The organism is Weizmannia sp. FSL K6-0777 (assembly GCF_038593185.1).
GTDB lineage: Bacteria > Bacillota > Bacilli > Bacillales > Bacillaceae_C > Weizmannia > Weizmannia faecalis.
Genome location: NZ_CP151971.1, coordinates 2,543,223 through 2,557,222, shown reverse-complemented (window position 1 = coordinate 2,557,222; position 14,000 = coordinate 2,543,223). Strand labels below are relative to the sequence as shown.

Below are 14,000 nucleotides of genomic sequence, written 5' to 3'. Positions count from 1 at the left end.
CGATGGCAACGATTATCATAGGTAAATATTGTTTTTTCATAAACCCGTTCATAGATTCCCCTCCCCCACACAAAATGCTCCGGCCATTTAAACCGTTTGCAGCTTTCCCTTTCTTAAAGGTAGCATCCAAAGCCGGCTTATGCAAGCTTACACCCATGTTTTTTCATTTTTTCGAAACCGCTTTGCCGGATGCAGGGAGCGGGACAAGTCAAGGCAAGGAATAGATTTCCGCGTGCGGCGGTTCCTCAAGTTTGGATTTCTTCAGTTTTCCTTTTTCAACCAATTCCCCGATGACCCTCTCTATTTCACGAGGGTCCGTGTCAAATAGATCGGCAAGCTTGACAGTAGACAGTGCAGTATATTTCGGTTCTTTTGTGGATGAGATAATCATGTTTTTGATTCGTTCAAACAATTCCGCTTGTTCCATGGTTTGATCCCCTTTTTAAAAAAATCTACTTTTATTATACGCAAAATGGTAAAGAAACAATCCCAAATCAGTTATAGAAGAAAGTCAATTGGCAATCCTAATAAAAAAGGCATGATTGGGGGACCGATGATGGAAGAAGCAACCTTTTCGATTCGAATAAACGGGCAAGAACTGGCGGCGCGTAAAGGGCAAACGATTTTGGAAGTGGCCAACGCCCACGATATGTACATCCCCGCGATCTGTTACCATCCGAATCTCGGATCGATTCAAACTTGTGATACCTGTTTTGTGAACGTAAACGGGAATCTGGTGCGGGCATGTGCAACCAAGGTAGAGCCGGGAATGGAAGTGGAGTCCGGTTCCAAACCTGTAAAAGATGCCCAATATGAAGCAATGTCACGGATTCTGAAAAACCACGAGCTTTATTGCACCGTGTGTGACAACAATAATGGCAATTGTGTTGTCCATAACACGGCCGAGCATCTTGAAATCGAGCATCAAAAATACCAGTTTGAAGCTAAACCCTACCCGCCGGACCAATCCCATCCTTTTTACCGCTATGAACCGGACCAGTGCATTCTTTGCGGAAGATGTGTTGAGGCCTGCCAGGATTTGCAAGTCAATGAAACATTGACGATTGACTGGGACCGGGAAGTGCCAAGAGTGATCTGGGACAATGATGTTCCCATCGATGAGTCCTCTTGTGTATCTTGCGGCCATTGCGTCACGGTCTGCCCGTGCAATGCGCTTATGGAAAAGTCCATGCTCGGGGAAGCAGGGTATTTAACCGGCATTCCGCAAAAAGTGCTGGAGCCGATGATCGATCTCACTAAAGAAGTCGAACCGGGATATAAAGAGATTTTTGCAATATCCGAAATGGAAGCGGCAATGCGAAAATCGAGAATCAAAAGAACGAAAACCGTTTGCACCTATTGCGGTGTCGGCTGCAGTTTTGAAATTTGGACAAAAGGGCGCCACATTTTAAAAGTCGAGCCGCAGGAACATGCGCCAGTAAACGGCATCTCGACATGTGTCAAAGGAAAGTTCGGGTGGGACTTCGTCAACAGCGAAGAACGTTTAACAAAGCCGTTGATCCGCAAAGGGGAAGAATTTGTTGAAGCAAGCTGGGATGAAGCCCTGAATCTGATCGCAAGCAAATTGCAGGAAATAAAAGAACAGCACGGGCCGGACGCGCTTGGCTTTATTGCTTCATCTAAATGTTCGAATGAAGAAAACTATCTCTTTCAAAAATTCGCCCGCGCGATCATCGGTACAAATAATCTGGATAATTGCTCGCGTTACTGCCAGTCGCCGGCAACGTCAGGGCTTTTGCGGACCGTTGGTATTGGCGGGGACTCCGGCACCATCCGGGATATCCAGCAGGCGGATTTGGTGGTTACGGTGGGGGCGAACCCGGCCGAATCCCATCCTGTCCTTGCGACACGCATTAAACGGGCGCACAAATTGCATGGACAAAAGCTTATGGTCGTCGATTTAAGGGAAAACGAACTGGCCAGCCGCGCCAATTTATTTATTCATTCGAAGCCAAGCACAGATTTGATTTGGCTTAACGCCGTGACAAAATACATTCTCGATCAGGGCTGGGAAGACAAAGCATTTCTTGAAGCCAGGGTCAAAGGGCTAGACAAGTTCAGAGCTTCACTGGAAAAATACACGCTGGCGTTTGCCGAGGAGAAAACCGGCATTTCGAAAGAGAACTTAATCAAAATGGCAACGATGATCCATGAAGCCAAATCCGTATGCATTCTTTGGGCGATGGGCATCACCCAGCACACATGCGGGACGGATGCAAGCACGGCCATTTCCAACTTGTTATTGGTTACCGGTAATTACGGCCGCCCTGGGACGGGGGCATATCCGCTCAGAGGGCACAACAATGTGCAAGGCGCCTGTGATTTTGGAACGATGCCCGCTTGGTTCCCGGGCTACGAACCAGTAGAAGATAATGAAGTGAGGGAACGGTACGAAAAGGCTTGGGGGGTCAAACTTCCGGAAAACCCGGGGCTTGACAATCATCAAATGATCGGCGGGATAAAAAGCGGCAAGCTCCGGGGCCTCTACCTGTTCGGTGAAGAAATGGCGATCGTTGATTCCAATATTAATTTTGTGGAAGAACATCTGGAAAAGCTCGACTTTTTTGTTGTACAGGATGTGTTTTTCAGCAAAACGGCCCAATTTGCCGATGTGATCCTGCCGGCTGCGCCGAGCCTTGAGAAAGAAGGGACGTTTACAAATACGGAACGGCGCATCCAGCGCTTTTACCAGGTATTTGAACCGATGGGTGAATCGAAGCCGGATTGGGTCATCTTTCAGGAGCTCGCGAACAAAATGGGAGCCCAGTGGCATTACCAGCACCCCGGCGAAATCATGGCAGAAGCGGCAAGCCTAGCAAAGTACTTTGCAGGCATCAGCTACGAGAGACTGGAAGGGTTTAACAGCCAAATATGGCCGGTTAAAAAAGACGGTACGAGCACACCGCTTCTATATCAAGACCGTTTTGCCTTTCCGGACGGTAAAGCCCGACTGGTACCGGTTGACTGGGAACCGCCTTTTTCAGCCGGGGAGGGATTTGATTACCATCTTAACAACGGCCGCTTGCTGGAACAGTTCCATGAAGGGAATTTGACGGACCGTTCTCCGGGCATCCATCACAAAGTGCCGGAGCCGTGGCTTGAGATTTCACCGGAGGCAGCAAGTGAACGGGGGATAAAAGACGGGGCGCTTGTACGGCTGACATCGCCTTACGGAAAGGTGAAAGTACGGGCCGTTGTGACCGGGCGGGTACAAGGAAAAGAATTGTACTTAACGATGAACGCCCGGAAAGAGGATGAAATGGTGAACCGGCTGACGAGCAGCTATCATGACAGGGTGACCCATACCCCGAACTATAAAGAAATGGGCGTAAAAATGGAGATTTTAGAGGAAAAAGGAAAACCGCCGCTGCCAAAGGTGAACCACCGTTATGGCAATCGGATTCCGCAAATCAGTGTAAGAGTGGAAGAAAAATGGAAGCGGGATGACTTTATCCCGATCACGGCATTATTTTCACCGGGAGGAAAAGCATATGGCGAAGGTGATCAGGCAAACGGGACGGGCCGGTAATGAGAAAGAAATCCGCGGACGGGAAGGCTCTGTTCCGGCCGTGAAATTAATAAAGCCGGGAGGGAAAGCATATGGCGAAGGCGATCAGGCAAATTAAACAAGTGGATCCGGCCCCGGAAGAATGGCAGGCAGCCTCTCTGTCGGCGGTTGTAAAGGCAGCCGCCGAAAACGGGGAATCACTGATTAAACTGTTAGAGATCATCAAACAGCTGGATGGCATGGGCGTGCTTAATGCGATGGAAGGTTTGCTCCAAAACCGCGTTGACGTTGCCGAAATTGCCTTAGGGCAACTAAACCAGCCCACCATGTACCATGTCGTCAAAAACGGGATGAACGTATTTAAATTTTTAGGCGCCATCGATCCGGAACAACTGCAAACGATCTTGTCAGGCATCACGAGCGGGTTTGAAAAAGCAGCCCAATCCGGGGGCCAGGAGAGTCTGTGGAAGCTCGGAAAAAGCATGCGCTCCCCGGAAGTGAAACGGTCGCTTGCCATGATGACAAGCATTTTGGCGGGGATGGGGGAAGCCATGGAGCAAAACCATTCGCTTCCTGAAGGAGGAACGGACATTGGCTAAAGGGATGTTGAAAGTAAGTGATATGGTGAATGAAGAAGATGCCGCCAAAGTCCGCCGCGCCCTGAATGAAGTCTGGGGCGTCCGCGATATTGAAATCAGTTTGGCAAGAAAAGAAGCGACTTTTACCTATAATGACCAATCGGCATCCTGCCACGATATGATGCAAGCCGTGACGGAGCAGGGTTACCGTGCTGAAATGATGGAACCATAAAAGGAGGAAGGCACTTGAAAGTATGCGAAATCTGCGGTTCCCAAACACCGGAAGAAAACGAAGCGGAATCAAGAAGAGTGCTTTATGTCTGTGAAAACTGCCGGACCGACCGGAAATTCGATTTTGAAGAAGAAAATTAAGCAAATGGCGTTGCGGCACCGCAACGCCATTTATGTGCGCAAATTTTCCGGCAAAAAAAATGGCGTCTGCGTTTGCCGGCTGCCCATATCCCCGGAAGCATGGGACTTCTTGCCATTGCATATACTAAAACACAAAAATGTTGTAAAATAAAAGACAATAGCAAGAGAAGCCTTTTATCATTGCCAAGGGGGGAATGTTATGGATCTTCAAGTCGGATTGTGGCAAAAGCAGTCAATGAAACTGGCAATGACCCAGGAATTAAAACAAGCAATCGAGGTTCTTCAGTTCTCATCCCAGGAGCTCGCATCTTTTTTGGAAGAAAAAGCTGCGGAAAATCCTCTCATCGAACTGTCCAGCGCCAATATTAAACTGGTCGATTCCCGTTTTTCCGGGCTGAGCCGTGTAAAGGGGCAGAAAAAAAGCCAGGACAAAAACTGGATTGAACAAATTCCTGCACAGACGGAAACACTTCCAGACTTTTTGATCAGCCAATTGGATATGAAAGCGTTATCAAACAAGATTTTGAAAGCGGTCCAACTTTATGCGCGCCATCTGGATGCAAACGGCTACCTTGCCATCTCGGTTCAGGAAGCGGCAAAAATGGCTGCCATTTCCGAAGAAGACGCCGAAAAAGCACTTGGCATTCTCCAGTCGCTGGATCCGGCCGGAATCGGCGCAAGATCGCTTCAGGAATGTCTACTGATCCAGATAAAAAGGGATCCGGATGCGCCCGGGCATGCGGAAGAATTGATCAGCCGCCATTTTCTCGATTTTGCCGAAAAAAAATGGAGAGGCATTGCGAAAAAACTTGATATATCCCTGCAGGAAATCCAGCGGGTATCTGATTATGTGCAGACGTTAAACCCGCGTCCTGGATCCGGTTTTATGGCAGATCGGCCGCAATACATCGTTCCCGATCTTTTGGTCAAAAATCATGCGGGAAAGCTCGAATTGTATCTTGTAGAAAACCAGGTTCCAAAACTCCGTTTGAATGAAAGTTATGCAAGCATGAACCCGGCCGGAGATGCCGGCGTCACCCGTTATTTAAAAGAAAAAACGCAGGAATATTACTGGATCCGAAAAAGCATCGAAAGCCGGAAAGAAACGCTGCTAAAAGTCGGCGCAGCACTGCTTGAAAAACAGCGGGATTTCTTTTTATATGGAAAAGGGCATTTGAAGCCGCTTACGATGAAAGAAATTTCGGATGACATCGGGATGCACGAGTCGACGGTGAGCCGTGCAGTGAGAGAAAAGTATATGGAAACGCCATTCGGGACTTTCCCATTAAAAACATTTTTCACGACCGCCTTGCCGGTTCGTTCTGCCGGCGGGGAAGAAGCAGCATCAAGCGCCGAGGTCAAAAATGAAATTTCAGCACTTATAAGCGGGGAAGACAAGCGGAAGCCGCTTTCCGACCAGGCGATTGTGACCGTATTAAATGAAAAAGGGTTTGAAATCTCGCGCCGGACAGTGGCGAAATACCGCGAACAGCTCGGCATTCCGTCATCTTCCAAAAGAAAAAGGTACGAATAAGCCGGGAATATTTTTTCAAAACGGAAGTTTCGCGTTTCATCCGCCGGCAAAAAAGGACGAATCGGACGGGAACGGGCAAATTTCGCACACACTTTGAAATAAATAAATAACGGATCAGGCATTTGGGTATATCGGGTCGGGAGCACAGCCCATGTGCCTGCCACGAATGGCCGGAAAGGGGGAGGATTTTAAAATGGAACTGGTGCTATATACAAGAAAACAATGCCCGCTTTGTGCGGAAGCAAAAGAACAGCTGCAACTCCTGCAAAAGGAAATCCCGTTCCGGCTGATTGAAAAAGACATCGAAGCGTGCGATGCATGGACGGAAAAATACGGCCTTATGATCCCGGTTATCGAGTACAAAGGGGAACTGCTCGGATATGGGCGGATTCACCTTTTTGCCATAAAGGAGCGCTTACATGAAATTCATGAGCAATAATAGTTGAAATGCAAAATTTATCCTGCTAGAATGAAACATGTAGCGAGGGTAATTTTTTTTGAAGCAGGTGGGACAAAAAATGTCTCTGTGGGACTCAACACGACCTACATAATTATTTAAGGGAGTACATTATCTATGCGATCGTTGATAGAGGTTCAAAAAAAATTATACCCCGATATCCTCGCTGTCATGCAAAAACGATACCGGATTCTCCGTTCCATTTCTTTTGCGGAACCGGTGGGAAGAAGAACATTGGCACAAATGCTTGGCATGTCAGAACGCATTCTTCGGAGCGAAACGGATTTTTTGAAAAACCAAAAGCTCATTGACGTAAAACCCTCGGGCATGTCGGTGACAAATGATGGTGCTGCCTTGTTACAAAATATGGAAAGCATGATGAGAGAAATATCGGGTATAAATGAAACGGAAGAAAAGCTGAAACAAGCTTTGGGCCTCGAAGACGTGGTCGTGGTTCAAGGGGACAGCGACAAAGAACCGTGGGTGAAAAACGAGCTTGGAAGGGCTTGTGCTGTAAGAATGAAAGCCGCCTTAACGGGAAACAATATAATCGCTGTAACCGGAGGATCGACGATGGCCGCAGTCGCAGATGTGTTAACTCCCGACATCAGTGCCAAGAGGCAGCTGCTGTTCGTGCCGGCCAGAGGCGGGATTGGTGAAGATGTCGCAAATCAGGCCAACACGATCTGCGCAAAAATGGCGGAAAGGACCGGCGGAAAACACAGGGTATTATATGTGCCTGACCAGGTCAGCCCGGAAGTGTACAAATCGGTCGTAAACGAGCCGTCCATTAAAGAAGTCCTTACCCTTATTAAACAAGCGGATATTGTGCTGCACGGCATTGGCGAAGCCATGACAATGGCAGAACGCCGCAAGACCGGAAAAGAAGAGATGGAGAAAATCATCCGTGGGCATGCAGTCGGAGAAGCGTTCGGGTACTATTTTAACGAACAGGGTGAAATTGTTCACAAGGTCCGGACGATCGGCCTGCAACTCGAGGATTTGCACCGGATCCGCCATGTTTTTGCGGTTGCCGGCGGGGCATCCAAGGCAAAGGCCATTAAAGCCTACATGAACACGAAACCGGAATCCACTGTTCTGATTACGGACGAAGGGGCAGCAAAACAAATTCTCGCTTGGCGCTAACCTGTTTTTAAAAGGGATAACCCTTTTGAAATATAAAATCTTTACGACTCAAGGAGGAAATACAAATGGCAGTTAAAGTTGGTATTAACGGATTTGGACGTATCGGACGTAACGTATTCCGTGCTGCTTTAGGCAATCCTAATGTTGAAATCGTTGCAATCAATGACCTGACAGACGCAAAAATGCTTGCACACTTGTTAAAATATGACTCTGTTCATGGCAACCTGGAAGAAGAAGTCACTGTAGACGGTGATTCCATCGTTGTAGACGGCCATAAAGTAAAAGTTTTGGCTGAACGCGAACCTGCAAATCTCGGATGGGGCGACCTCGGTGTTGACGTTGTTGTTGAATCAACAGGCCGTTTCACAAACCGTGAAGGGGCTGCAAAACACCTTGAAGCAGGCGCAAAGAAAGTCGTCATTTCCGCTCCTGCGAAAAACGAAGATATTACGATCGTAATGGGTGTTAACGAAGACAAATACGATCCTAAAAACCATAACGTCATTTCGAACGCATCCTGCACAACAAACTGCCTGGCGCCGTTTGCAAAAGTGCTGCAAGAAAAATTCGAAATCAAACGTGGTATGATGACAACTGTTCACTCTTACACAAACGACCAGCAAATTCTTGACTTGCCGCACAAAGACTACCGCCGTGCACGTGCAGCTGCACAAAGCATCATCCCGACTACAACCGGTGCTGCTAAAGCAGTTGCACTTGTATTGCCTGAACTGAAAGGCAAATTGAACGGTATGGCCATGCGCGTTCCGACTCCAAACGTTTCTGTTGTTGACCTTGTTGCTGAACTTGGCAAAAACGTAACGGTTGAAGAAGTAAACGCAGCATTTAAAGAAGCGGCTGAAGGCGAATTGAAAGGCATTCTCGCATACAGCGAAGAACCGCTTGTATCCCGTGACTACAACCATACAACTGTTTCTTCGACCATTGATGCATTATCCACAATGGTTATCGAAGGCAACATGGTAAAAGTCATTTCTTGGTATGACAACGAATTCGGTTATTCCAACCGCGTTGTTGACCTTGTTGAATACATCGCTTCTAAAGGCCTTTAATTTGAACGATAAAACGTTGCAGGGGGGTGGGGAAGAATCCCCTCTCCCTTTTTTCAATGCCTGTAAAACAAAAGGAGGTTCGTTTTGCCATGAACAAAAAATCGATTAAAGATGTTGAATTGCAAGGCAAACGCGTTTTCTGCCGTGTCGACTTCAATGTTCCGTTAAAAGACGGCAATGTAACGGATGATACAAGAATCCGTGCTGCCCTTCCAACGATCAAATATTTGGTGGAAAACGGTGCGAAAGTCATTCTTGCCAGCCACCTCGGCCGTCCTAAGGGCCAGGTTGTGGAAGAGTTGCGCCTCACACCGGTTGCAAAACGCCTGAGCGAACTGCTTGGAAAAGACGTCAAAAAAGCAAATGAAGCTTATGGCGAATCGGTTAAGGCGGAAATCAGCAAAATGAATAATGGTGACGTATTGTTGCTTGAAAACGTCCGTTTCTATCCGGGTGAAGAAAAAAATGACCCGGAATTGGCAAAGGAATTTGCATCTTTAGCTGAACTGTATGTAAACGACGCATTCGGCGCTGCCCACCGTGCCCATGCATCAACAGAAGGGATTGCCCATCACCTGCCTGCAGTATCCGGCTTTTTAATGCAAAAAGAACTGGATGTGCTCGGCAAAGCATTGTCCAATCCGGAACGCCCTTTTACTGCCATTATCGGCGGCGCAAAAGTAAAAGACAAAATCGGCGTCATCGACAATTTGCTGGATAAAGTCGACAACCTGATCATCGGCGGCGGCCTTGCTTATACGTTCGTCAAAGCACAAGGCCATGAAATCGGCAAATCGCTGCTTGAAGAAGACAAAATTGACCTTGCAAAATCTTTTATGGCAAAGGCGAAAGAAAAAGGCGTCAACTTCTATATGCCGGTTGATGCGATCGTAGCAGACGAATTCTCCGAAACTGCCAACAAAAAAGAGGTAGCGATTGAAGAAATCCCGGCTGACTGGCAGGCACTTGATATTGGCCCGAAAACGGTTGAACTGTATGCCAAAGTCATCAAAGAATCGAAACTTGTCATTTGGAACGGACCGATGGGCGTATTCGAAATGGACGCCTATGCAAACGGGACAAAAGGCGTTGCAGAAGCGCTCGCGGATGCAACCGGCACTTACAGCATCATCGGCGGCGGCGACTCTGCGGCAGCTGTTGAAAAATTCCATCTGGCAGAGAAAATGGACCATATTTCAACAGGCGGCGGCGCATCGCTTGAATTCATGGAAGGGAAAACACTTCCTGGCGTCGCAGCTTTAAATGACAAATAATTTTATCAGGAAAGGGAGTGTCCTTATTGCGTAAACCGATCATTGCGGGGAACTGGAAAATGAATAAAACCTTGCCGGAAGCGCTGGCTTTTACCGAAAAGGTAAAACATTCGGTACCTGGCGAATCTGTTGTCGACAGCGTCATATGTGCGCCTGCGCTCTTTTTGGAACGCCTGGTGGAAGCAACGAAAGGCACCCGCGTAAAAATTGGCGCCCAAAACATGCACTATGAAGAAAGTGGTGCTTTTACAGGCGAGATCAGCCCGGTTGCACTCGCTGATTTGCATGTTGAATATGTCATCCTGGGACACTCTGAACGCCGTGAAATGTTTAATGAAACGGATGAAGCAGTCAATAAGAAAGTAAAAGCTGCTTTTGCCCATCATTTAACACCAATCGTTTGCGTGGGAGAAACACTGGCACAACGGGAAAACAATGAAACAAAACAAATCGTCGGATCGCAAGTAAAAGCTGCTTTTGCCGGGCTTTCTGACGACGAGGCAAAACAGGTTGTCGTTGCCTATGAACCCATCTGGGCAATCGGAACAGGCAAATCTTCGACTGCCGAAGATGCCAACGAAGTTTGTGCCTATATCCGCAGTGTGATCGCGGACCAATTCAGCCGGGATGTTGCTGACAGCGTTCGAATTCAATACGGCGGCAGTGTAAAACCCGGCAACATTAAAGAATTTATGGAACAACCGGATATTGACGGCGCATTAGTGGGCGGTGCAAGCCTTGACCCACAATCTTATTTGCAATTATTGGAGGCGGTAAGCCATGAGTAAAGCACCTGTGGCATTAATCATTTTAGACGGCTTCGGCTGCCGGAAAGAAACATACGGCAATGCTGTAGCCCAAGCAAAAAAACCAAATTTTGACCGCTACTGGAAGGAATTCCCGCACAATCAACTCGGCGCAAGCGGCGAATCCGTCGGCCTTCCTGACGGCCAGATGGGGAACTCGGAAGTCGGCCATACAAACATCGGTGCAGGGCGTATCGTTTACCAAAATTTGACGCGCGTAGACATGTCGATCCGCGAAGGCGAGTTTGAAAAGAACGAAACCTTCCTCGGCGCGGTTGAAAACGTGAAAAAACACGGGACAAGCCTCCACTTATTCGGCTTGTTGTCGGACGGCGGCGTGCACAGCCATATCCGCCATATGTTCGCGCTGCTGAAATTCGCAGCCGATCAAGGTGTGAAAAAAGTGTACGTCCATGCTTTCCTTGACGGACGTGATGTAGGCCCGAAAACAGCGGAAAAATACATCAAAGCAACAGAAGAAAAATTTAAAGAATACGGTGTCGGCGAATTTGCAACGATTACCGGCCGTTACTATTCCATGGACCGTGACAAACGCTGGGACCGTGTGGAAAAAGCGTACCGCGCCATGGCATACGGCGAAGGTCCGAAATATCCGGACCCAATGGCGGTCATTGAAGATTCCTATAAAAATGGCATCTTTGATGAATTCGTTATTCCTTCTGTGATTACAAAAGAAGACGGATCACCGGTTGCAACGGTTCAGGATCATGACTCGGTCATTTTCTACAACTTCCGTCCGGACCGTGCCATCCAAATTTCAAATGCTTTTACGAACGAAGATTACCGTGCATTTGACCGCGGCTCGAATCACCCGAAAGATTTGTACTTCGTCTGCATGACACATTTTTCGGAAACGGTCAAAGGCTATGTTGCCTTCAAACCGGTCGGTCTTGACAATACAATCGGCGAAGTATTGTCACAGCACGGGTTAAAACAGCTGCGGATTGCAGAAACTGAAAAATATCCGCATGTAACGTTCTTTATGAACGGCGGGCGTGAAGAACCATTTCCAGGGGAAGAAAGAATTTTAATTCACTCCCCTAAAGTGGCAACATATGACTTGCAACCGGAAATGAGCGCCTATGAAGTAACGGATGCTTTGCTGGAGCAAATTCGGAATGACAAACAAGATGCTATCATTTTGAACTTTGCAAACCCGGATATGGTCGGCCACTCCGGCATGCTGGAACCAACCATTAAAGCGATCGAAGCAGTCGATGAATGCCTCGGCAAAATCGTGGACCTGATCCTTGAAAAAGGCGGCTATGCCATTATCACGGCTGACCACGGCAACTCGGATGAAGTGCTGACACCGGAAGGCAAACCGATGACGGCCCATACGACAAATCCGGTTCCGGTCATCATCACGAAAAAAGGCGTTGAAGTGCGTGACGGCGGCATCCTTGCCGACCTGGCACCAACCATGCTTGATCTGCTGAACATTGAAAAACCGAAAGAAATGACAGGCACAAGCCTGATTAAAAAATGACCCTTTGTGGGAAAGCCTGATAAAAGGAAAATCGGGCCAAATGCGTTGAAAGTGATGCCCTGAAAACGGGAGCACCATGCCTGAAAGGTGCTGCGGGCATGGAATGGGATGACACCCGGGGGCATGCCGGAAAAATTTTTTGCGGACATGCCCTTAGCGCCATGCCTGGAAAGTGCCGGGCAAAGTGATGGAAACCCCATTTATGCATTGAAAAAGGAGAGATAAGAAGATGTCTTTAATATCTGATGTTTATGCACGCGAAGTATTGGACTCGCGCGGCAACCCAACTGTTGAAGTAGAAGTTTACACAGAAGACGGCGGTTTTGGCCGCGCATTGGTGCCAAGCGGTGCCTCTACAGGTGAATACGAAGCCGTTGAACTCCGTGACAACGACAAAAGCCGTTTCCTCGGTAAAGGTGTCGAAACAGCTGTTAAAAATGTGAACGACACGATCGCTGAAGCGATTATCGGCCGTTACGATGTATTTGACCAAGTCGGCGTTGATAAAGCAATGATCGAACTTGACGGCACACCGAACAAAGGCAAACTTGGCGCAAATGCCATCCTTGGCGTTTCCCTTGCTGTTGCCCGTGCTGCAGCAAACGAATTGGATTTGCCTTTGTACAAATACCTTGGCGGATTCAACGCAAAACAACTGCCGGTTCCGATGATGAACATCTTAAACGGCGGTGCGCATGCTGACAACAACGTGGACATTCAGGAATTCATGATCATGCCTGCCGGCGCTCCGACTTTCAAAGAAGCGTTGCGCATGGGTGCTGAAATTTTCCACAACCTGCGTTCTGTTTTAAAAGCGAAAGGTTATAATACTGCTGTCGGTGACGAAGGCGGTTTTGCACCAAACTTGAAATCGAATGAAGAAGCCCTTTCTACCATTATTGAAGCCATCGAAAAAGCCGGCTACAAACCAGGCGAACAAGTTTTGCTTGCAATGGACGTTGCATCTTCCGAACTTTACAGCGACGAAGACCATAAATACCATTTAGCCGGCGAAGGCAAAGTCCTGACTGCGGAAGAAATGGTGAATTGGTATGAAGAATTAATTTCGAAGTACCCAATCATTTCGATTGAAGACGGTCTGGATGAAAATGACTGGGAAGGCTTCAAAATGTTAACAGAACGCCTTGGCAAGAAAGTCCAATTGGTAGGCGACGACCTGTTCGTAACCAATACTGAAAAACTTGCCCGCGGTATTGAAGAAGGCATCAGCAACTCCATTCTGATCAAAGTAAACCAAATCGGTACTTTGACGGAAACTTTCAATGCGATTGAAATGGCAAAACGTGCAGGCTATACTGCAATTGTTTCCCACCGTTCCGGCGAAACAGAAGACAGCACCATTGCGGATATTGCTGTTGCGACAAACGCCGGCCAAATCAAAACAGGTGCGCCATCCCGTACCGACCGCGTAGCAAAATACAACCAATTGCTCCGCATCGAAGACGAACTGGCTGAAACAGCCGAGTTCCTTGGCAAAAAAACTTTCTACAACTTGAAAAAATAATGCCATTCTGCTGCAGGCTGCCCGGTTTTCACCGGGCAGTTTTTTGGTTGTACGGGAAAAATGGGGCTATTCGTTTTGCGTCTGGCTGACAAAAACGCGGAACGGGGTGAGGGACATGAAGGACAAAACAGGGACCGGTAACTAGAGAAATGTTCTTCACTGGGCTTATGAAAGACAAAACGAGGGGCCGAGGTGA

General features: G+C 47.8%; 13 protein-coding genes. 12 read left to right on the top strand and 1 reads right to left on the bottom strand.

The features are described 5' to 3' along the window. Positions 1–208: 208 nt before the first annotated feature. A complete protein-coding gene (locus NST70_RS12280; RefSeq protein WP_014097463.1) occupies positions 209–427 on the bottom strand; it encodes a hypothetical protein in 219 nt (72 codons plus the stop codon). Between the two features lie 129 nt (positions 428–556). Between NST70_RS12280 and fdhF the strand changes: the two genes are divergently transcribed. From fdhF to eno, 12 genes are all read left to right on the top strand, one after another. Next, the gene (fdhF, locus tag NST70_RS12275; protein ID WP_017551324.1) at positions 557–3,550 is read left to right on the top strand and encodes a formate dehydrogenase subunit alpha; all 2,994 of its coding nucleotides are present in this window, start codon (positions 557–559) and stop codon (positions 3,548–3,550) included. A gap of 71 nt (positions 3,551–3,621) precedes the next feature. Continuing rightward, positions 3,622–4,128: a DUF1641 domain-containing protein gene (locus NST70_RS12270; RefSeq protein WP_014097466.1), complete on the top strand. Its 507-nt coding sequence runs from the start codon at positions 3,622–3,624 to the stop codon at positions 4,126–4,128. Further along, positions 4,121–4,339, top strand: a complete 219-nt coding sequence (locus tag NST70_RS12265; RefSeq protein WP_014097467.1) for a heavy-metal-associated domain-containing protein — start codon at positions 4,121–4,123, stop codon at positions 4,337–4,339. Before NST70_RS12270 ends, NST70_RS12265 begins: the two co-directional genes overlap by 8 nt. A gap of 14 nt (positions 4,340–4,353) precedes the next feature. Then, on the top strand, positions 4,354–4,479 hold the full coding sequence (locus NST70_RS12260; protein ID WP_014097468.1) for a hypothetical protein: 126 nt from the start codon (positions 4,354–4,356) through the stop codon (positions 4,477–4,479). A 199-nt stretch (positions 4,480–4,678) separates the two neighbouring features. Continuing rightward, the gene (gene rpoN, locus NST70_RS12255; RefSeq protein ID WP_017551322.1) at positions 4,679–6,013 is read left to right on the top strand and encodes an RNA polymerase factor sigma-54; all 1,335 of its coding nucleotides are present in this window, start codon (positions 4,679–4,681) and stop codon (positions 6,011–6,013) included. A gap of 193 nt (positions 6,014–6,206) precedes the next feature. Beyond that, positions 6,207–6,452 carry a glutaredoxin family protein gene (locus tag NST70_RS12250; RefSeq protein ID WP_014097470.1) on the top strand — a complete coding sequence of 82 codons (246 nt, stop codon included), beginning with the start codon at positions 6,207–6,209 and terminating at the stop codon, positions 6,450–6,452. 135 nt (positions 6,453–6,587) lie between these two features. Then, positions 6,588–7,616 carry a sugar-binding transcriptional regulator gene (locus NST70_RS12245; protein WP_026684781.1) on the top strand — a complete coding sequence of 343 codons (1,029 nt, stop codon included), beginning with the start codon at positions 6,588–6,590 and terminating at the stop codon, positions 7,614–7,616. A gap of 65 nt (positions 7,617–7,681) precedes the next feature. Continuing rightward, on the top strand, positions 7,682–8,689 hold the full coding sequence (gap, locus tag NST70_RS12240; RefSeq protein ID WP_014097472.1) for a type I glyceraldehyde-3-phosphate dehydrogenase: 1,008 nt from the start codon (positions 7,682–7,684) through the stop codon (positions 8,687–8,689). Between the two features lie 89 nt (positions 8,690–8,778). After that, a complete protein-coding gene (locus NST70_RS12235; RefSeq protein ID WP_014097473.1) occupies positions 8,779–9,963 on the top strand; it encodes a phosphoglycerate kinase in 1,185 nt (394 codons plus the stop codon). A gap of 26 nt (positions 9,964–9,989) precedes the next feature. Continuing rightward, the gene (gene tpiA, locus NST70_RS12230; protein ID WP_342475188.1) at positions 9,990–10,751 is read left to right on the top strand and encodes a triose-phosphate isomerase; all 762 of its coding nucleotides are present in this window, start codon (positions 9,990–9,992) and stop codon (positions 10,749–10,751) included. Beyond that, entirely contained in the window at positions 10,744–12,279 is a 1,536-nt protein-coding gene (gene gpmI, locus NST70_RS12225; protein ID WP_061565845.1) for a 2,3-bisphosphoglycerate-independent phosphoglycerate mutase, read from the top strand. The genes tpiA and gpmI overlap by 8 nt, the downstream gene beginning before the upstream one ends. A gap of 229 nt (positions 12,280–12,508) precedes the next feature. After that, a complete protein-coding gene (gene eno, locus NST70_RS12220; protein WP_035190575.1) occupies positions 12,509–13,804 on the top strand; it encodes a phosphopyruvate hydratase in 1,296 nt (431 codons plus the stop codon). Positions 13,805–14,000: the final 196 nt, after the last annotated feature.

Coding starts and splice junctions, on each gene's coding strand:
- NST70_RS12280 (WP_014097463.1), bottom strand. CDS start 427: ATGGAACAAGCGGAATTGTTTGAACGAATCAAAAACATGATTATCTCA.
- NST70_RS12270 (WP_014097466.1), top strand. CDS start 3,622: ATGGCGAAGGCGATCAGGCAAATTAAACAAGTGGATCCGGCCCCGGAA.
- NST70_RS12235 (WP_014097473.1), top strand. CDS start 8,779: ATGAACAAAAAATCGATTAAAGATGTTGAATTGCAAGGCAAACGCGTT.
- eno (WP_035190575.1), top strand. CDS start 12,509: ATGTCTTTAATATCTGATGTTTATGCACGCGAAGTATTGGACTCGCGC.
- NST70_RS12245 (WP_026684781.1), top strand. CDS start 6,588: ATGCGATCGTTGATAGAGGTTCAAAAAAAATTATACCCCGATATCCTC.
- gpmI (WP_061565845.1), top strand. CDS start 10,744: ATGAGTAAAGCACCTGTGGCATTAATCATTTTAGACGGCTTCGGCTGC.
- rpoN (WP_017551322.1), top strand. CDS start 4,679: ATGGATCTTCAAGTCGGATTGTGGCAAAAGCAGTCAATGAAACTGGCA.
- fdhF (WP_017551324.1), top strand. CDS start 557: ATGGAAGAAGCAACCTTTTCGATTCGAATAAACGGGCAAGAACTGGCG.
- NST70_RS12250 (WP_014097470.1), top strand. CDS start 6,207: ATGGAACTGGTGCTATATACAAGAAAACAATGCCCGCTTTGTGCGGAA.
- gap (WP_014097472.1), top strand. CDS start 7,682: ATGGCAGTTAAAGTTGGTATTAACGGATTTGGACGTATCGGACGTAAC.